Source organism: Virgisporangium aurantiacum (assembly GCF_016863635.1).
Classification (GTDB): Bacteria; Actinomycetota; Actinomycetes; order Mycobacteriales; family Micromonosporaceae; genus Virgisporangium; species Virgisporangium aurantiacum.
This window is the reverse complement of sequence record NZ_BOPG01000027.1, coordinates 199,110-216,943: the sequence shown is the minus strand read 5'-3', so window position 1 is coordinate 216,943 and position 17,834 is coordinate 199,110. Positions and strand designations below refer to the sequence as shown.

Below are 17,834 nucleotides of genomic sequence, written 5' to 3'. Positions count from 1 at the left end.
GACCAAGGCTGACCCCGTGTCGATGAATCTCCGCGATCGCCCCACAACTGGAACGTGGAGGATAGAGATGGCCGAGTCATCGGTGAGCCGGCGGCATCTCCTCGGTGTCCTCGGCGCGGCCGGGTTCACGGCCGCCATGAGTGCCTGCGGCAGCAGCGTGGGCGGCGACGACGCCGAGGAGTCGACGTCACACGGCGGGCCGGTCAAGGTCGGTCTGGTGATTCCGCAGGCCGGGGTGTACACGCCGCTCGGCGGCGACATGAAACGCGCCTGGGACCTGTGGCTCGAACGCCACGGCGGCAAGTTCGGCAACTACACCGTCACGACGGTGACCGCTGACGAGGGCGAGACGCCGCAGACCGGCGTGCCGGCGGTGCAGAAGCTGCTGCAGAGCGACCAGGTCGACATCCTGGTGGGCATCGTGAACTCGGCGACGGCGCTCGGGGTCAAGGACATGGTGGCCGAGGCGAAGAAGCTGCTGGTGGTGTCGAACGCCGGCGCCAACGCCATCACGGGCGCCTCCCGCAGTCCCTACATCTGGCGTACCTCGTTCACCAACTCCCAGGTGTCCGCCCCGCTCGGAACGCACCTCGGCGGGCCGGGCCGCACCGCGTACGCGGTGGCACCGGACTACGCGGCCGGCGCCGAGGCCAGCGCGGGCTTCATCAACGCGTTCAAGGCCGCGGGTGGCACCGTGGTCGGCGAGGACAAGCCGGCGTTCGGCAAGACCCAGGACTACCAACCGGTGCTGAGCAAGATCCAGGCGTCCGGCGCCCAGATGACGTACTGCTTCTTCGCCGGGGCCGAGGCGGTCACGTTCGTCAAGCAGTACGCCCAGTTCGGGCTCGCGGCCAAGATTCCCTTGTACGGCTCGGGTTTCCTCACCGAGGGCGGCGTGCTGGCCGCACAGGCCGACGCCGCCGTCGGGGTGCAGACGTCACTGCACTACACCACCGAGCTCGACAACGCCGCGAACAAGGAGTTCCGGGGCGCGTACCAGAGCAAGTACAACGCCACGCCCACCGTCTACGCGGTGCAGACGTGGGACGCGGCAAACGTGCTCAACCGGGCCCTGCGCGTCACCAGCGGGCTTGGCGGCGACGCGCTGGCGTCGGCGATGGGCGCGGTCGGCACGGTCGACGACAGCCCGCGGGGTCCGTGGCGGTTCACCGGTCAGTCACCCACCCAGAAGTTCTACCTCCGCAAGGTGGAGAAGCAGGGCTCCGCTCTGGTCAACGCCGTCGTGAAAGACCTCGGTGAGTCGAGCCAGGCCGGCTGAGGAGCGTGGGGAACTGGGTCGACGTCGGGCTGATCGCGGTGCTCAACGGCGTGGCGATCGGCCTGCTGCTGTTCATCGTGGCGATCGGGCTGTCGCTGGTCTTCGGCATGATGGACGTGCTGAACCTCGCCCACGGCGCGCTGTTCCTCGCCGGGGCGTACCTGGCCTGGTCGATCGTCGGCGACCGCCCCACCTGGATCGGCTGGCTCGCCGCCCTCGCCGTGGCGGCCGCGGTCGGCGCGCTGGCCGGTGGTGGCCTGTCGCTGCTGACCGCGCCGCTGGCCGGCCGCACCCACCTCGAGCAGGCGCTGCTCACGCTCGGCGTGGCGCTGGTCGGGGCCGAGCTGCTGTCGGCCGCGTTCGGTGACGACGTCCGCGGGGTGAACCCGCCGCCCGGGCTGGACGGCACGGTGTCCGTCGTCGGCAACGCCTACCCCACCTACCGCCTGGCGCTCATCGGCGTCGGCGCGGGTCTGGCGCTCGCGCTCCACCTGGTGATCGAACGGACCCCGGTGGGCGCGTTGGTGCGGGCGAGCGTCGCCGACCGCGACATGGTGGCCGCGGTCGGCATCGATGTCCGCCGGGTGCGCGCCGGGGTGTTCGTCGCCGGGTCGGTCCTGGCCGTGACCGCCGGCGTGCTCGGCAGCCCGATCTACAACGCCCGCCCGGGGTTGGACAGCACGATGCTCATCCTCGCGCTGCTGGTCGTGGTGGTCGGTGGGCTCGGATCGGTGCGCGGGGCGCTGGTGGCCGCGCTGCTGATCGGCCAGATCGAGTCGACGGGTCGGATCGTGCTGTCCGACCTGGCGTCGTTCCTGTTGTTCGGCGTCCTCGCGCTGGTGCTGGTGGTCCGTCCGCGCGGCCTGGCCGCCGCCCCGAGCGGACACCGGTCATGACAATCACCGCGCCCGCGTACCGGCCGACGCACGCCCGGTTGGGATGGCGGTCCGGTGGCGTGGCGATCGCGGCGGTGACCGCGTTGGCCGCCGCGCCGTTCTTTCTCGCCCCGTACGCGACCACCACGCTGACGCGGATGCTGGTCTTCGCGCTGCTGGCGGCGAGCCTCGACCTGCTCGTCGGCTTCACCGGGCTGCCGTCGCTCGGGCATGCCGCCTACTTCGGCGTCGGCGCGTACGCCGCCGGATGGGTCGCCATCCACCTGACGCCGGCCGCACCGGTGCCGCTGCTGGCCGCGGTCGTGGCGGGTGCGCTGGCGGCGGCCGCGGCGGGGTCGGTCGCCGTCCGGACCAGCGGGGTGTACTTCCTGATGCTCACCCTGGCGCTGGCCGAGGTCATCCAGCAGGTCGCCGAGAGCTGGGAACCGGTGACCGGCGGATCCAACGGTCTGTACGGCATTCCGGCCGTCCGGATCGGCTCGCAGGCCCTGACCAACGTCGGGTACCTGCACTGGTACGTCCTGGCGTGCTGCCTGCTCGGCGTGGCCGTGCTGTGGTCGCTCGTGGCGTCCCCGTTCGGGGCGACGCTGCGCGGCATCCGCGACAACGAACCGCGCATGCGGTCCATCGGCTACGACCCCGCCCGGTACAAGTACGCCGCGTTCGTGGCGGCCGGCGCGGTCGCCGGTCTCGCCGGTGGTCTGCTCGCCGCGCAGCAGCGGCTGGTCACCCCGGCGGATCTCGGGTTCACCACGTCGGCGTTGGCGTTGCTCGCCGTCGTCATCGGCGGCAGTGGAACGCTCTGGGGTCCGTGCGTCGGCGCGGCCCTGGTGATCCTGGTCCGCGACTCGCTCGGTTCCAGCCTCGACGGCCACGGGCCGCTCGTGCTGGGACTCGTCTTCATCGCCGTGGTGTTCGCCATGCCCCGCGGGGTGGCGGGTATCCGTGGGCTACCGGTGGCGCGTCGATGGCGGGCGAAGCGGTGAGCGACGTTCTGCGGTGTGAGGACGTGAGCCGCGAGTTCGGCGCCCTGCGCGCCGTCGACGGCGTCACGCTGAGCGTGGCCCGCGGCGCCCGGCACGCGCTCATCGGTCCCAACGGCGCGGGCAAGAGCACCCTGCTGCGGCTCGTCGCCGGTGGCCTTCCGGTCAGCGGCGGGCGCATCCACCTCGGCGACGTCGACGTCACCCGCGCTCCCGAGGCCCGGCGGGCCTGGCTGGGGATCGGTCAGACGTTCCAGCAGTCCAGCCTGTTCGGCAGCCAGACCGTGGCCGACAACGTCGCGCTCGCGGTCCAGCGACGCCGGGGCCGGCCGTGGCTGCCCGTCCCCCACCGACGACCCGCCTGGGCGGCGCGCGTCGACGAACTCCTCGCCCGGGTGGGGCTTGCCGATCGCGCCGGCGACCCGGCCGACGCGCTGTCCTACGCGGAGTGCCGCCAGTTGGAGGTCGCGGTCGCCCTCGCCGCCGAACCCCGTCTGCTGCTGCTCGACGAGCCCGCCGCCGGCATGTCGACCGCCGGCACCGCGCGCCTGCTCGACCTGCTGCGCGCCCTCCCCGACGACATCACCGTGGTCTTCGTCGAGCACGACCTCGACCTGGTCTTCGAACTGGCGACCGTGGTCACCGTGCTGCACCTGGGAAAGGTGCTGATGTCCGGCACGCCGGCCGAGGTCCGCGCGAGCGCCGACGTGCAACGCGCCTACCTCGGCACCGCCCGGCGGGCCGACCTGTTCATCACCGAGCCGTCGCCCGGAGGTGACCATGTCACTACGCGTCCGTGACCTGCACGCCGGCTACCGCAACGGCGAAGTGCTGCACGGCGTCGACCTCGACGTCGAGGCGGGCCGCACGCTCGCCGTCCTCGGGCGCAACGGCGCCGGGAAGACCACGTTGCTGAACACGCTGATGGGGCTGGTGCGCCCGACCCGGGGCAGTGTCCGGCTGGACGACCGTGACCTGGCCGGGGCGCGACCCGACCGGATCGCCCGGGCCGGGATCGCGCTCGTCCCGCAGGGCCGCCGGATCTGGCCCACCGTCACCGTCCGGGAGCACCTCGTCCTCGCCGGTCGCCGCCGGACGAGTCCACTGTGGACGGTCGAGCGGCTGAACGACCTGTTCCCGGTCCTCGCCGAACGCCGGCACCAGCTCGCCGGTCACCTCTCGGGCGGCGAGCAGCAGATGCTCGCCATCGCCCGGGCCCTCATCACCGGGCCGCGCGTCGTGCTGCTCGACGAGCCGTCCGAGGGCCTGGCACCGGCCGTCGTCGACCGCATCGGCGAGACCATCGACGCCGTCACGCGGTCCGGGGTGGCGGTGATCCTGGTCGAACACGACCTGCACCTCGTCTTCCGCGTCGCCGACGCCATCACGGTGATCGCCCGCGGAACGGTCGCACACCGGGCCGACACACCGGCCTTCCGCCGCGACCCGGAGACCGCGCACCGGCTCCTCGGCGTCACCACCTAGTCGGGTGCGTCCGGCAGCCGGTCCAGCCGGGTCCAGCGGCCCCAGCCACGTTCGCGCATCAGGTCCATCATCCGTTGCGCCCGCGGGTCGATCTCGACGGCGAGCGCGTCGAGAAGCTCGAACGGCAGGTCGTCCTGTGCCGCGTCGCCGTAGTCGGCCTCGCCGGCGTCGTACGCCCGCTGGGCCATGGCGGCCATGAGGTCGGCGACCTCCTCCAGGCGCGGGTCGTGCTCGTCCGGGTCGGAGTCGACGAGGTCGGAGAGCAGGCGGTAGAGCCGGACGGCCTGCGGGTCTTCGAGCTCGGCGAGCTTTCCCGGGATCCATTCGCTGACGCGGTCGGGCCAGCGGGCCGTGATCAGGATCCAGCCGTCCCGTTGGCCCTCCACCAACCGCTCGGACATGCCGATCTCCCGGAGGCGGTCGAGGTAGTGGGTCACCTCCGGTGGGAGCGCCAGGCTGTCGCCGGCGTCGAGTTGGGCGATCTGCTTGCGGCTGGTCTCCAGGCGTTCGATCTCCTCGCGCAGGTGGCTGTCGATCGCCTGGATCGCTTCGGCGAACGCCGCCGGGTCGGCGTGGAGCATGCGACCGATCTGGGACAGCGGCACGCCGGCGTTGGCGAGGGTACGGACCTTGATCAGGGACACAACCGCCTTCGCGCCGTACCGGCGGTAGCCGGACGCGTCCCGCTCCGGCTCGGGCAGGAGTCCGATCTGGTGGTAGTGCCGCACCGCGCGCACCGTGACGCCCGCGTACGCCGCCAGTTGGCTGATCGTCAACATGCTCTGATCCTGCCGGCTCAGGAGATCTTCCGACGGTAGACCAGGGTGGCGAGGACGTACGCGACGACGAGGATGCCGCCGCTCCATGCGAGCGCGGTCCAGATGCCGGTGCCCACCGGTTGCTGGGTGAACATGGCGCGGATCGTGTTGACGATGGACGTCACCGGCTGGTGGTCGGCGAAGGCGCGCACCGGACCGGGCATGGTGTCGGTGGGCACGAAGGCCGAGCTGATGAACGGCAGGAAGATGAGCGGGTAGGCGAACGCGCTCGCGCCGTCGACCGTCTTCGCGGTCAGGCCCGGGATGACGGCGAGCCAGGTCAGCGCCAACGTGAACAGGACGAGGATGCCGGCGACCGCCAGCCAGGCGAGCACTCCGGCGCCGGAGCGGAAGCCCATGACGAGGGCGACCCCGACGACGACCACGAGCGAGATCACGTTGGCGACCAGCGAGGTCAGCACGTGCGCCCACAGCGCGCCCGACCGGGCGATCGGCATGGACTGGAACCGCTCGAAGATCCCGCCCCGGATGTCGTTGAAGAGCCGGAACGCGGTGTAGGAGACGCCCGACGCGATGGTGATGAGCAGGATGCCGGGCAGCATGTAGTTCACGTAGGAGACCGGGCCGGTGTCGATCGCGCCGCCGAAGACGTAGACGAACATCAGCATCATGGCGATCGGCGTGATCGCGGTCGTGATGATGGTGTCGATGCTGCGGGTGATGTGGCGCAGGGTCCGTCCGGTGAGGACGGCGGTGTCGGCCAGGAAGTGCGTCGCCATGGAGGTTCCCTACTGCTTGTCGCCGATGACGGCGAAGAAGACGTCTTCGAGGGAGGGCTGCTTCTCGACGTACTCGACCGTCGCGGGCGGCAGCAGTTGCTTGAGCTCGGCCAGGGTGCCGTCGACGATGATCCGGCCCTGGTGCAGGATCGCGATCCGGTCGGCGAGCTGTTCGGCCTCGTTGAGGTACTGGGTGGTGAGCAGCACGGTCGTCCCGCCCTCGGCCAGCTTCCGGACGGCCTGCCACACCTCGATGCGCGCTTCCGGGTCCAGTCCGGTCGTCGGCTCGTCGAGGAAGATGACCGGCGGGCTCCCGATGAGACTCATCGCGATGTCGAGGCGGCGGCGCATCCCGCCGGAGTACGTCGCCACCCGCCGGGTGGCCGCCTCGGTCAGCGAGAAGCGCGTCAGCAGGTCGTCCGCGATCGTGCCCGGGTCCTCGAGATGCCGCAGCCTGGCCACCAGGACGAGGTTCTCCCGGCCGCTGAGGATCTCGTCGACGGCCGCGAACTGTCCGGTCAGGCTGATGGACCCGCGGACGTCGGCGCCCTGCGTCGCGACGTCGAAGCCGTTGACCCGCGCGGTCCCCGCGTCGGCCCGCAGCAGCGTCGACAGGATCCTTATGACGGTCGTCTTGCCCGCCCCGTTCGAGCCGAGCAGGGCGAAGACGCTGCCCCGCGCCACCTCGAGGTCGACGCCGCGGAGCACACGCAGGTCCTTGTACGACTTCTCCAGGCCCCGCACGTGGATCGCGGGGCCCGGAACCTGATCGGTTGCCATGGCAGCCAGCATGGAGGGTTGACGCTGCGTCAGGGTCAAGCCCGACGTCGTTATTTGTCGTACGGGTAGCGCCTGTCCAGGTCGAGATTGAGCTCGACGACGTTCACCGCCGGCTCACCGAGGAAGCCCAGCGCCCGCCCGGTGGTGTGTTTGTCCACCAGGGCGCGCACCGCCGCGGCGTCGACGCCGCGTTCCCGGGCCACCCGGGCGATCTGGATCCGCGCGTAGGCGGGGCTGATGTGGGGGTCGAGGCCGCTGCCGCTGGCGGTGACCGCGTCCGGCGGCACCGCCGGGGAGGCCGGCGCGTCACCCCGGACCGGGGTCACGACGCCGCGGGAGTAGTCCGCTCCGGATCTCGCGCACTCGACGCTCACCCCGGCGTAGCGGGACACGAACGGCGGCGCGGGGCACGCCTCGTTGAGGCTGACCGCGCGGGTGACCGGCCCGGTGAGGCCGTCACGGTGGAACACGGCGAGGACCGCGCCGACCCCGGCGGGGGTGCAGTACGGACGGCGCCCGTCCACGCCCTCCCGGTCGCCGACCGCTCTGCTGCGCGCGCAGACCTGGGTGAGCAGGCTCGGCGTGCCCTCGTCGCCGGCGACCGCGGGGTCGGGCAGGACGTCGACGACGCTCTCCGGGCCGAGGTTGGAGGCGCCGGTGGACGTCGGGTCGTAGCCGTCACCGGCGGCCGACGGCCGCGACTGGAAGTACTGCACCAGCGCATCGCCCGTGGCGTCGGTGAACGACTGGCCGATGAGCGCGCTGCCCACGGTGGCGTCGCCGGATCTGATCAGTGACCCGGCGGCCCTGGCCGACAGGCCGGGAAGCTGTGCCACGCCCAGGATCGCCAGCGGGTAGGCGACGCCGAGGAGCAGGGTCAGGACGAGCAGCGCGCGCAACGCGGCGAGGTGTTGGGAGAGCCACTGCGGTAGTCGCATCACGAGATCCCCGGGACGAACTGGATGAAAAGATCGATGAGCTTGATGCCGACGAACGGGGCGATCATGCCGCCGGCGCCGTAGACGAGCAGGTTGCGGCGCAACAACGTCGCCGCGCTGCTCGGTGTGTAACGCACCCCGCGCAGGGCCAGCGGGATCAGCGCCACGATGACGACCGCGTTGAAGATGACCGCCGACAGGATCGCCGAGGTCGGACTGTCCAGCCGCATGATGTTCAGCCTGTCCAGGCCCGGGTACACGGCGGCGAACATGGCCGGGATGATCGCGAAGTACTTGGCGACGTCGTTGGCGATGGAGAACGTCGTCAACGCACCCCGGGTGATCAGTAGCTGCTTGCCGATCTCCACGATCTCGATGAGCTTGGTCGGGTCGGAGTCGAGGTCGACCATGTTGCCGGCCTCCTTCGCCGCCGAGGTGCCGGTGTTCATGGCGACGCCGACGTCGGCCTGGGCGAGGGCGGGGGCGTCGTTGGTGCCGTCGCCGGTCATCGCGACCAGGTTCCCGCCCTGCTGTTCGCGTTTGATGAGGGTCATCTTGTCCTCGGGGGTGGCCTCGGCGAGGAAGTCGTCGACGCCGGCCTCGGCGGCGATGGCCCGCGCGGTGGCCGGGTTGTCCCCGGTGATCATCACGGTGCGGATCCCCATCCGGCGCATCTCGTCGAACCGTTCCCGCATGCCGGCCTTCACCACGTCCTTGAGGTGGATGACGCCGAGCGCGCGGGCCGGCTTTCCGTCGCGGTGCTCGGCGACCAGCAGCGGGGTGCCGCCGGAGGCGCTGATCCCGTCGACGATGGGTCCGACGTCGTCGGTGGGATGCCCGCCGTTGTCGCGGACCCAGGTCATGACCGCGGTCGCGGCGCCCTTGCGGATCTTCCGGTCGCCGAGGTCGACGCCGGACATGCGGGTCTGCGCGCTGAACTCGATCCAGGTGACGTGCCCGAGTTCACCGGTGGTGCGTTCGCGGAGCCCGTGCCCGGTCTTGGCGTAGACGACGACCGACCGGCCCTCCGGGGTCTCGTCGGCCAGGCTGGACAGTTGTGCGGCGTCGGCCAGGTCGGCCGTGGACACGCCGTCGATCGCGATGAACTCACTCGCCTGCCGGTTGCCCAGGGTGATGGTGCCGGTCTTGTCCAGCAGCAGCGTGTCGACGTCACCGGCGGCCTCGACCGCCCTCCCGGACATCGCGAGGACGTTGCGCTGCACGAGGCGGTCCATGCCGGCGATGCCGATGGCCGACAGCAACGCGCCGATCGTCGTCGGGATCAGGCAGACCAGCAGCGACACCAGCACGATCCCGGTGACGCCGTAGCCGGTCAGGGCCTGCGTGTCCGGGGCGGCCGGGTTCTGCGCCTTGGCGAAGATCGCCAGCGGCTGCAGGGTCGCGACGGCGAGCACGAAGATGATCGTCAACGCGGCCAGCAGGATGTTCAGCGCGATCTCGTTCGGGGTCTTCTGCCGGTTGGCGCCCTCGACCAGCGCGATCATCCGGTCGATGAAACTCTCCCCCGGCTTCTGGGTGATCCGCACGACGATCCGGTCGGACAGCACCCGGGTGCCGCCGGTGACCGCGGACCGGTCGCCGCCGGACTCGCGGATCACCGGTGCGGACTCGCCGGTGATCGCCGACTCGTCGACGCTGGCGATGCCTTCGACGACGTCGCCGTCGCCGGGGATGACCTGCCCGGCCTCGACCACCACGACGTCGCCGAGGCGCAGTTCCGCCGCCGGGACCTGTACCTCCACGGTTCCGTCCGCGCCGGGCGTCCAGCCGGTCAGGCGGCGGGCGACGGTGTCCTGCTTGGCCCGGCGCAGCGTCGCGGCCTGTGCCTTGCCCCGGCCCTCGGCCACCGCCTCGGCCAGGTTGGCGAAGACCACGGTCAGCCACAGCCAGATCGTGGTGATCCAGGCGAACACGGTCGGGTGGACGATCGCCAGGACGGTGGTGAACACCGAGCCGATCTCCACGATGAACATCACCGGGTTGCGCCACAGCGTCGTCGGGTTGAGCTTGCGCAGCGCGTCCGGCGTCGAACGGAGCAGTTGCCCGGGGTCCAGAAGTGTGGTTGCGGACATGTGCGGGTTCCTCCTACAGACCTTCGGCCAGCGGGCCGAGGGCGAGGGCGGGCAGGAAGGTCAGCGCGATCAGGACGACCGTGACGCCGACGACCATGCCGATGAACAACGGCTGATGCGTCTTCAGGGTGCCGACCGACACCGGCACCGGTTTCTGCGCGGCGAGGGAGCCGGCCAGGCCGAGGACGAAGATGATCGGCAGGAACCGGCCCAGCAGCATGCACAGCCCGAGCGTCGTGTTGTACCACCCGGTGTTGACGCTGATCCCGGCGAACGCCGAACCGTTGTTGTTCGACGCCGACGTGTACGCGTACAGCACCTCCGACAGCCCGTGCGGCCCGGAGTTGAGCATCGACGCCCGCGCCGAGGACTGCGCCATCGCGGCGGCGGTGCCGACCAGCACGAGGACCGGGGTGGTCAGGAAGTACAGCGACGCGAACGTGATCTCGCGGGCGCCGATCTTCTTCCCCAGATACTCCGGGGTCCGGCCGACCATCAGCCCGGCCACGAACACGGTGATCACCGCCAGCACGAGCATTCCGTACAGGCCCGAGCCGGTGCCGCCCGGCGCGACCTCGCCCAGCATCATGTTCAGCATCGGGATCATGCCGCCCAGCGACGTGTACGAGTCGTGGAACGAGTTCACCGCCCCGGTGCTGGTGAGCGTGGTGGCGCCGGCGAAGACCGCCGACTGCGCCACCCCGAACCGGGTCTCCGTGCCCTCGGTGGCCGCGCCGACCGCCTGCGGCACCGTGCCGGCGTGCTGCAGCTGCAACGCGGTGACCGCGACGATGCTGCCGACCGCGAGAATCGCCATGATCGACGCGATCGCGTAACCCTGCCGGTTGTCACCGACCATCCGGCCGAACGTGCGCGGCAGGCTGAACGGGATCAGCAGGATCAGCAAGATCTGGATCCAGTTCGTCCACGTCGTCGGATTCTCGAACGGGTGGGCGCTGTTGGCGTTGTAGAACCCGCCACCGTTCGTGCCCAGTTCCTTGATGACCTCCTGCGAGGCGACCGGCCCGCCGGTCACGTGCTGGGTGGCGCCGGCCAGCGTGGTCGCATCGGTGCCGGCGGACAGGTTCTGCACCATCCCGGCGGCGACGAACACCACCGCGAAGACCACCGCGATCGGCAGCAGCACCCGCAGGCAGATCCGCACCAGGTCCACCCAGAAGTTTCCCAGCCGGTCGGTCCCCGTGCGGGCGAAGCCACGCACCAGGGCCACCGCCACCGCGACGCCGACCGCCGCGGAGACGAAGTTCTGCACCGCCAGGCCGGACATCTGCACCAGGTGACCCATCGTCGACTCACCCGAGTACGACTGCCAGTTGGTGTTGGTGGTGAAGCTGACCGCCGTGTTCCACGCCTGATCGGCCTTGACCGGTGCGAAGCCCAACGACAACCACAACCTGTCCTGCACCCGCTGGAACCCGTACAGGAACAGGATCGACACCGCCGAGAACGCCAGCACGCTCCGGGCGTACACACCCCACGACTGCTCACCCTCCGGGTTGACCCCGACCGCGCGGTACACCAACCGCTCCACCCGCAGATGGCGCGTGGTGGTGACCACCCGGTGCATGTGGTCGCCCAACGGCCGATACACCGCCACGAGCGCGACCACCAGGGACACGATGAAGACAACGGCCGCCGCTGTCTGGCTCATCAGAACCGCTCCGGAAAGACCAGGGCCACCACGAGGAACGCCGTCAGCGCCACCGCGAGGACCAGACCGACCGCATTCTCGGCGTTCACCGCTTCTCCACCGCCCGGACCGCAAGCGCCAGGACGGCGAACAGCACCACCGTCAACACCACGAACACCACGTCAGGCACGACAGACCCCTCCAACGGCATTGCGCTCGCACACCGAGCCGCTCCCGAATTGAAGTCCGGCATCTGCCCCGCCGGCAGGTGCGTTCACGCGATTGCTACGCCCCGGGCCGGCTTGTTAACGGAATTTTCACGCCCCGGTATCACGATCTCGGCTGGGCGCTCTAATCCAGTCAACCGCGGAAGGGGATGTCGTGGGAAAGGTGCGGGACTACGACCTCACAGCGCTCGTGCAGGCCAGTGTCAAGGGGGACGACGAGGCCTGGAGCGAACTGGTACGGCGCCATGCGCGCCTGGTGGCCGTCACCATCCGGCGGTTCCGGCTGCACCCGTCCGACGAGCAGGACGTCAGCCAGCTCGTATGGTTACGTCTCATCGAGTCCATCGAACACATCCGTGACCCGGCCGCCCTCCCGGGCTGGCTGGTGACCACCACCCGGCACGAGTGCCAGCGCTACGTGCGCCGCAACGGCCGTGGCGTGGTGGTCGACCCGCAGACGTTGAACGCACTCGCCACGCCCGGCGAACACGAACACGACGAGGCCCTCCTGGCGGCCGAGCGGCACCGGGTCCTCCTCGACGGGCTCGAGGAGTTGGCACCCGACCACCGCGAGCTGATCGAACTGTTGAGCAGCGACCCGCCGCACACCTACGCGGAGATCAGCCGGATGCTCGACATCCCGATCGGCAGCATCGGGCCGACCCGTCGACGTGTCCTCGAGAAGCTACGGGAGACGACCGCGGTGCGGACCTACCTTCGGAGCACCGGTGAATCGCGGACGGAGGACCTGGGGCATGTCGCAGCCGAACTGGAGCGATGACAACGACCTGATCCGTGATCTGGGCCGGGCGCTTCGACCCGACGAGACCGAACATCGGGTGATCGAGGCGGCGCACGCCGTCCTCCGGTGGCGTTCCGCCGACCCCGGCACCGAGCTGGCCGCGTTGCTGTACGACTCCGACGTCGATCGGGCGCTGTCGGTACGTGCCTCGTCCGACGCGCCACGCGCGCTCGTGTTCGGGAACGGATCCCACCAGATGGAGATCGAGGTGAGCGACTCCGGCATCGAGGGCCAGCTCATACCGCCGGAGCCGGGCATGGTCCGGCTGGTGACGGTCGACGGCACGGTCACGGAGGCGATGACGGACACCGTCGGGTGCTTCACGTTCCCGGGCCGCCGTCGCGGCCCCGTGCGGCTCGAATGGCTGGCGGCAGGTGACCGGCTGGTCACCGCCTGGATTCCCACCTCACCGTCCCGGCCTGATCCGGGACCCGACTGATCCGGCCGGTCGGCGTGTATTTCCGGGTGTTCCGCGGGTTTCTCTCTCTGGTATCGAGCCGAGGAGGAACACATGAACCTCAACGATCCGGAAAAGGGACACCCCTTCACGAACGACTACCCGAATGCGCCGGACACGGACAAGTACAGAGCGGCCGTCAAGACGCAGATCGAGAAGCTGAACGGTGGCCTGGCCAGTCCGGCTGACCGCAACAAGATCGTCAAAAAGATCCTCGCGAGCCGTGCGAACCATCCGGGTCTTGATCCGATCACCGAGTTCGGACCGGACCCGAACCCGAAACTGCTGCACGTCACCGGCGAGATCCTCATCAACAGGGACGCCCTGACGAGCGCGGCGGTCGCCCAGGCCATCGCCGACAACGCGCTTCAACGGTCCACCGTCGAACACGACCGCCTGAGCGGCCTCGTCGCGTGTTACCGGAACCGCGCACTCGCTTCAGAGAAACTGCAACAGGTGGTGCGGCAGCTGCGCGCGCAGAACGTGCCGGCGGCCCTGAACTACGTCGTGTCCACGGCCGCGGTGGGCAAGAGCGACGAGACACCGGAACCGGTACAGGGCCTCGGTCACTTCTCCGCCTACCCGGTTCCGTCCCGCACCGGAGGCTTCCCGGTCGGGATCGTCGACACCGGCATCACCAGCGAGGTCCGTACCGACGGGTGGCTCGCCGGAGTGGCCGATCCGCCGTCGGAGATCGACCCGCTCGACGTGCTGCCGCCGACCGACCGGCTCGACGCCGCCGCGGGTCACGGAACGCACGTCAGCGGCATCGTCCAACAGGTCGCGCCGGGCGTCACGATCCGCGTGTTCAAGGCGCTCGCCACCGACGGGTGCGGGTCGGATCTCGCGGCGGCCCTGGCGATACTGCGGGCGGTCGACGCCGGCTGCAAGATCCTCAACCTGTCGTTCGGCTGCACCCTGGACGGCGGCCCGCCGCCGATGGCGATGGCCGCGGCGCTGGCGCTCATCCCCAACGACGTCCTGATCGTCGCCGCGGCCGGGAACGGCGGCGACGAGGTGAAGGTGTACCCCGCCGCGTTCGCCGAGCAGTCGACGCGCGTGGTGTCGGTGGCCGGTCTTCAAGCCGACCTGACGGGTGCGGGCTGGTCGACCCATGGCACGTGGGTCAAGGCCTCCACGATCGCCGAGGGCGTGCGCTCCACGTTCGTCAAGGGCACGGAGTGGGAGGAACTCGAGAACCCGCCGGACGTGTACCCGGGTTCGTCCTGGGCGCTCTGGTCGGGTACGTCGTTCGCGGTACCTCAGATCGTCGGCGCGGTCGCCCGTATCTGCCAGGAGTTCGCCGGTACGACGCCGGTCCAGGCGTGGCAGCTGCTCCGTGCGACCGGTATCGACGTGGCCGGCTACGGACGCGCGGTCAAGGTGTTGTCGACCGTTCCGTGACCCCGGCACCGCTATCGAGCCCACCCGCGGGCTTCGAGAGGAAAAGCACAATGGCAACGGTAACCACGACATCTCACCGGCCGAGCACGGCTCCCCCGACCGTCGGGGCGGCCACCGTCGGCGGTCCGGTCACCCGCGGCTGGCGCGAGGCGACCCTGACCCGCGCGATGGAACTGCGGGCGCTGTGCGCGTGGGCTCTCCCCAGTGCTCCCACCGCCGAACAGCAGGCCATGGCGGACGCGATCTGGGCACACGTCGACGCGGCACGGGATGCCGCCACCGCCGCGAGCCCCGAGCCCAGGAGACGGCTCCATTTCTTCCGGCACGGGCCACTGCACGAACGTGCGATGAGCAACCTCGACGCGGCCGAGTCGCTCCTCATCAACATCGCGAAGCCCGAGTACGTCCTCGGTCAGGTGCCGTGCGTGCTGCGCAGCGTGCGCTGTCACCTCGTCGCGACGGATCCGCGACGGCTGGAGATGGAGCGCATCGCGCGGCGGCTCGGCATCCGGGACGTCGACGGTCAGGAGTTCGGCACCGACCTGGATCTGGCCGCCAGGAAGAAGATCATCGAGGACGAGCGGGGCCGGATCGCGACCGCCGCCCGCGGCGCGAGTTCGGCGGCACTTCGGGAACAGCGACGCATACGCAGCTTCGGTGCGGTCCTCGTCGTCTCCATCGTGGTGATGTTCGCACTCGCGATCGCCCTGGCGATCCTCGGCTTCTGGCGGCCGACGACGATTCCCATGTGTTTCGCCCCGCAGGAAAGGGGAACCGCGATCGTCGTCTGTCCCACGGCGCAATCGGCACCGTTCCCGGTGACGACGGAGGAGGGCAGCCAGGAGGACATCGACGATCAGATCCGACGGACGGCGAACCGTCACGATCTCCTGGTCGTCGAACTGGTCGGGCTGACCGCCGCCGCCATCGCCGCGGCGGCCGCCATCGGCAAGATCAGGGGCTCGTCCGAACGCAACCTGGTCCCCGTGGCGCTGGCCGTGTTCAAGCTGCCGACCGGTGCGGTGACCGCCTTCCTCGGGCTGCTCCTCATGCGCGGGCAGTTCGTGCCGGGTCTCACCGCCCTGGACACGTCGGCGCAGATCGTGGCCTGGGCGATCATCTTCGGCTACGCACAGCAGGCATTCACCCGTCTCGTCGACCGGCAGGCGCACGTCGTGCTCGACACCGTCCGCGGCGCCGACACGAAGAAACCTCAACCGCAACCCTGATGCGGACGGGAGGGTTTCGGGATGGCAGCACGGAACTGGAACGACGACGACGAGCTGATCCGTGACCTGGCCGAGGCACTCGGGTCCGATCCGGTCGAGCCGCCCGATCCGCTGCGGCGGCAGGTCGTCGACGCCGCTGCCGCGGTCCGCCGATGGCAGACGGCCGATCCGGATCTGGAGCTCGCGGCGCTGCTCTACGACTCCGATCTGGATCGGACCGCTCCGGTTCGTGGCCCGGAGCGTGGCCCCCAATAGAGGGTGCTCGATCCGGTGTAGGTTTCGTCCCACGAGCCACACTTGATCGAGCATCATGTATGGACGTGCGCGGGCCGTCAGCGGGTGATCAGTTCGAGCGCGATCGCGCGGGTCGACCGGGACCACCACCGAGTGCATCGTGGCGGGCCGTCGGTTCGTCACCGCGTGGATCGCGGCGTGACGTCGTCCGGCGCCGGTCGGTGTCCCAGGTCCCGCATCGACGGCGTCGCCCGCAGCCGCGCCAGACTGCGGGACCGCATGGGGCCCACGTCGTCCACGGGGATGTGCAGGAGCCGGCCGAGGTGGTCATCGCTGATCGCGGGGTCCCGCGCCACCATCATCAGGAGGTTGCGGTCCTCCGGGGCGAGTTCGGCCAGGCCGTCGCGCAGCGCCTGCAGCTGTTCGACGCGGCGGAGCTCCGCGTCGATCGCCGGGGGCTCGGCCTGTCCGCGCCGGTGGATGATCCGAACGCACTCCTGCCGCGTGGTCGTCACCAGCCAGGTCCGCAGCGTGGCCGGGTCGTGCGACAGGTCGAAGTCGTCGGCCAGGCGCAGCCACACCATCTGGCTGACGATTTTGGCGTCCGCCGGTTCGAGCCGGTATGCGCGGACGACCGCGCAGACGACCGGAGCGTACCGGTCGACAACGGCCTTCCACGCGTGCTCCATCCCGTCCGCCGCGGCCACGGGACGCTTACCCACCGGGTGGTTCTCGTTCATGCGGTCTCCAAATCGGTGTGTGTCCACGATCCGACTACTACTGTGGCCGTCGATGACCGAACCGGTCCAAGCCCTGTATACGTCGTGAGCAGGCACGCGAGCTGTTGTCCGCGACCGCGCACATCCGACCAACCCGCTACCACCTCCAGGGCTGGAGGTCCTACGCTGGTGGTCGCGCCCTAAGGGTCGAGCGTTCGGGGGAGGCGAGATGGTTGACGACGATCTGTCGGTGTGTCTGGTCAATGTGGCCGCCGATGCCCGGCCGACGACGCGGCAGAAGATTGCCAGCAGTCCGGAGACCCGTGCCTTCCTCGATGTCGGCCTGTTGCTGCTCCAGGACGATCTGCTGGACCATCGTGGGCCGGATCTCATGGCCGACCACGACGCGGGTACCCGGCTCTTCGCGGGGCTGTCACAGGCCCGCCTGATCGAGCGGGCCGATCGCGACGACGTCGGTGCCGAGCGGCCCCGGATGCTCACCGTCGGAATGTTCCGGGACCGGTGGCGCTACAAGAGCCGGTACACCGAGGATCTGATCGCGTATCTGTTCCGGTCGGCGGTGCTGGACCGTCAGATGATCGCGGTGGAGGACATCTCCGGCCGGCTGTCCGCGACCACCAGCTTCGAGGATCTCATCCGGCAGCTCACCGGGACCGTGCTCGACTTGACGCTCAACGATCCACTGTGGAGTCTCCAGACGATCCTGCGGGTCGCGCTGCCGAACCATCCGCGGGTGCGCGAGACGGCGCGGTACGAACAATGGATCTCGAAGTGGGCCGAGATCTACGACTCCCTGGCGAAGCTCTACGGCATCACCCTTCGCCCGGAGTACACCTGGCTCGACGTCGCGGAACTGTTCAACTCGGTGATGGAAGGCGCGCGGATCAGGGCCCGGACGCTCGGGCGTGTGGTTACGCTGTCATCGGGGGAAACCGTTGCAGCGGGAGCGATATTCGCGATGCTGCCCGGTCTGATCGAAGGCACTCCCCAACCGCGCTGACCGCACGCTCCACAGGGGGACCTGCTGTATCAAACGTCCGCGCGATTTCCTCTCCTCTATCGACGCCCGGGGACGAAA

General features: G+C 70.0%; 19 protein-coding genes. 11 read left to right on the top strand and 8 right to left on the bottom strand.

Annotated elements, in window-relative coordinates; genetic code table 11:
* The first annotated feature begins 67 nt into the window (after window positions 1-67).
* Genes Vau01_RS22275 through Vau01_RS22255 form a run of 5 tightly spaced genes read left to right on the top strand, consistent with a single transcriptional unit; the run spans window position 68 to window position 4,643 of the window.
* On the top strand, window positions 68-1,279 hold the full coding sequence (locus tag Vau01_RS22275; protein WP_203995952.1) for an ABC transporter substrate-binding protein: 1,212 nt from the start codon (window positions 68-70) through the stop codon (window positions 1,277-1,279).
* 5 nt (window positions 1,280-1,284) lie between these two features.
* Window positions 1,285-2,175, top strand: coding sequence for a branched-chain amino acid ABC transporter permease (locus Vau01_RS22270; RefSeq protein WP_203995950.1), 891 nt, complete (start codon window positions 1,285-1,287; stop codon window positions 2,173-2,175).
* Entirely contained in the window at window positions 2,172-3,161 is a 990-nt protein-coding gene (locus tag Vau01_RS22265; RefSeq protein ID WP_203995948.1) for a branched-chain amino acid ABC transporter permease, read from the top strand. The genes Vau01_RS22270 and Vau01_RS22265 overlap by 4 nt, the downstream gene beginning before the upstream one ends.
* Before the next feature lie 23 nt (window positions 3,162-3,184).
* On the top strand, window positions 3,185-3,958 hold the full coding sequence (locus Vau01_RS22260; RefSeq protein ID WP_203995947.1) for an ABC transporter ATP-binding protein: 774 nt from the start codon (window positions 3,185-3,187) through the stop codon (window positions 3,956-3,958).
* Window positions 3,939-4,643, top strand: coding sequence for an ABC transporter ATP-binding protein (locus Vau01_RS22255; RefSeq protein WP_203995946.1), 705 nt, complete (start codon window positions 3,939-3,941; stop codon window positions 4,641-4,643). Before Vau01_RS22260 ends, Vau01_RS22255 begins: the two co-directional genes overlap by 20 nt.
* Here Vau01_RS22255 and Vau01_RS22250 read toward each other — a convergent pair.
* The 7 genes from Vau01_RS22250 to kdpF are packed head-to-tail and all read right to left on the bottom strand — an operon-like array spanning window position 4,640 to window position 11,773.
* Complete coding sequence (locus Vau01_RS22250) at window positions 4,640-5,422, bottom strand: helix-turn-helix domain-containing protein (RefSeq protein WP_203995945.1); 783 nt, start codon at window positions 5,420-5,422, stop codon at window positions 4,640-4,642. The genes Vau01_RS22255 and Vau01_RS22250 overlap by 4 nt on opposite strands.
* Before the next feature lie 17 nt (window positions 5,423-5,439).
* A complete protein-coding gene (locus Vau01_RS22245; RefSeq protein ID WP_203995944.1) occupies window positions 5,440-6,201 on the bottom strand; it encodes an ABC transporter permease in 762 nt (253 codons plus the stop codon).
* Window positions 6,202-6,210: 9 nt separating this feature from the next.
* Window positions 6,211-6,981: an ABC transporter ATP-binding protein gene (locus tag Vau01_RS22240; protein ID WP_239151770.1), complete on the bottom strand. Its 771-nt coding sequence runs from the start codon at window positions 6,979-6,981 to the stop codon at window positions 6,211-6,213.
* A 50-nt stretch (window positions 6,982-7,031) separates the two neighbouring features.
* Entirely contained in the window at window positions 7,032-7,919 is an 888-nt protein-coding gene (locus Vau01_RS22235; protein WP_203995941.1) for a potassium-transporting ATPase subunit C, read from the bottom strand.
* On the bottom strand, window positions 7,919-10,012 hold the full coding sequence (gene kdpB, locus Vau01_RS22230; protein WP_203995940.1) for a potassium-transporting ATPase subunit KdpB: 2,094 nt from the start codon (window positions 10,010-10,012) through the stop codon (window positions 7,919-7,921). Before kdpB ends, Vau01_RS22235 begins: the two co-directional genes overlap by 1 nt.
* Window positions 10,013-10,025: 13 nt before the next feature.
* Window positions 10,026-11,684, bottom strand: a complete 1,659-nt coding sequence (gene kdpA, locus Vau01_RS22225; RefSeq protein ID WP_203995939.1) for a potassium-transporting ATPase subunit KdpA — start codon at window positions 11,682-11,684, stop codon at window positions 10,026-10,028.
* Window positions 11,684-11,773 (bottom strand): K(+)-transporting ATPase subunit F, encoded by a 90-nt coding sequence (gene kdpF, locus Vau01_RS22220; protein ID WP_203995937.1) that lies wholly within the window; start codon window positions 11,771-11,773, stop codon window positions 11,684-11,686. The genes kdpA and kdpF overlap by 1 nt, the downstream gene beginning before the upstream one ends.
* A 271-nt stretch (window positions 11,774-12,044) precedes the next feature.
* Here kdpF and Vau01_RS22215 point away from each other — a divergent pair, with 271 nt between their 5' ends.
* The 5 genes from Vau01_RS22215 to Vau01_RS22195 all read left to right on the top strand — a co-directional run bounded on the left by Vau01_RS22215 (window position 12,045) and on the right by Vau01_RS22195 (window position 16,037).
* The gene (locus Vau01_RS22215) at window positions 12,045-12,671 is read left to right on the top strand and encodes an RNA polymerase sigma factor (RefSeq protein ID WP_203995936.1); all 627 of its coding nucleotides are present in this window, start codon (window positions 12,045-12,047) and stop codon (window positions 12,669-12,671) included.
* Window positions 12,646-13,131, top strand: coding sequence for a hypothetical protein (locus tag Vau01_RS22210; RefSeq protein WP_203995935.1), 486 nt, complete (start codon window positions 12,646-12,648; stop codon window positions 13,129-13,131). Before Vau01_RS22215 ends, Vau01_RS22210 begins: the two co-directional genes overlap by 26 nt.
* A 72-nt stretch (window positions 13,132-13,203) precedes the next feature.
* Window positions 13,204-14,553, top strand: coding sequence for a S8 family peptidase (locus Vau01_RS22205; RefSeq protein WP_203995934.1), 1,350 nt, complete (start codon window positions 13,204-13,206; stop codon window positions 14,551-14,553).
* Between the two features lie 50 nt (window positions 14,554-14,603).
* Window positions 14,604-15,782, top strand: coding sequence for a hypothetical protein (locus tag Vau01_RS22200; RefSeq protein WP_239151769.1), 1,179 nt, complete (start codon window positions 14,604-14,606; stop codon window positions 15,780-15,782).
* A gap of 21 nt (window positions 15,783-15,803) precedes the next feature.
* Window positions 15,804-16,037, top strand: a complete 234-nt coding sequence (locus Vau01_RS22195) for a hypothetical protein (protein ID WP_203995933.1) — start codon at window positions 15,804-15,806, stop codon at window positions 16,035-16,037.
* 158 nt (window positions 16,038-16,195) lie between these two features.
* Here Vau01_RS22195 and Vau01_RS22190 read toward each other — a convergent pair whose 3' ends face one another.
* Window positions 16,196-16,756 (bottom strand): RNA polymerase sigma factor, encoded by a 561-nt coding sequence (locus Vau01_RS22190; protein ID WP_203995932.1) that lies wholly within the window; start codon window positions 16,754-16,756, stop codon window positions 16,196-16,198.
* Window positions 16,757-16,964: 208 nt separating this feature from the next.
* Here Vau01_RS22190 and Vau01_RS22185 point away from each other — a divergent pair, with 208 nt between their 5' ends.
* Window positions 16,965-17,756, top strand: a complete 792-nt coding sequence (locus Vau01_RS22185) for a hypothetical protein (RefSeq protein WP_203995931.1) — start codon at window positions 16,965-16,967, stop codon at window positions 17,754-17,756.
* Window positions 17,757-17,834: the final 78 nt, after the last annotated feature.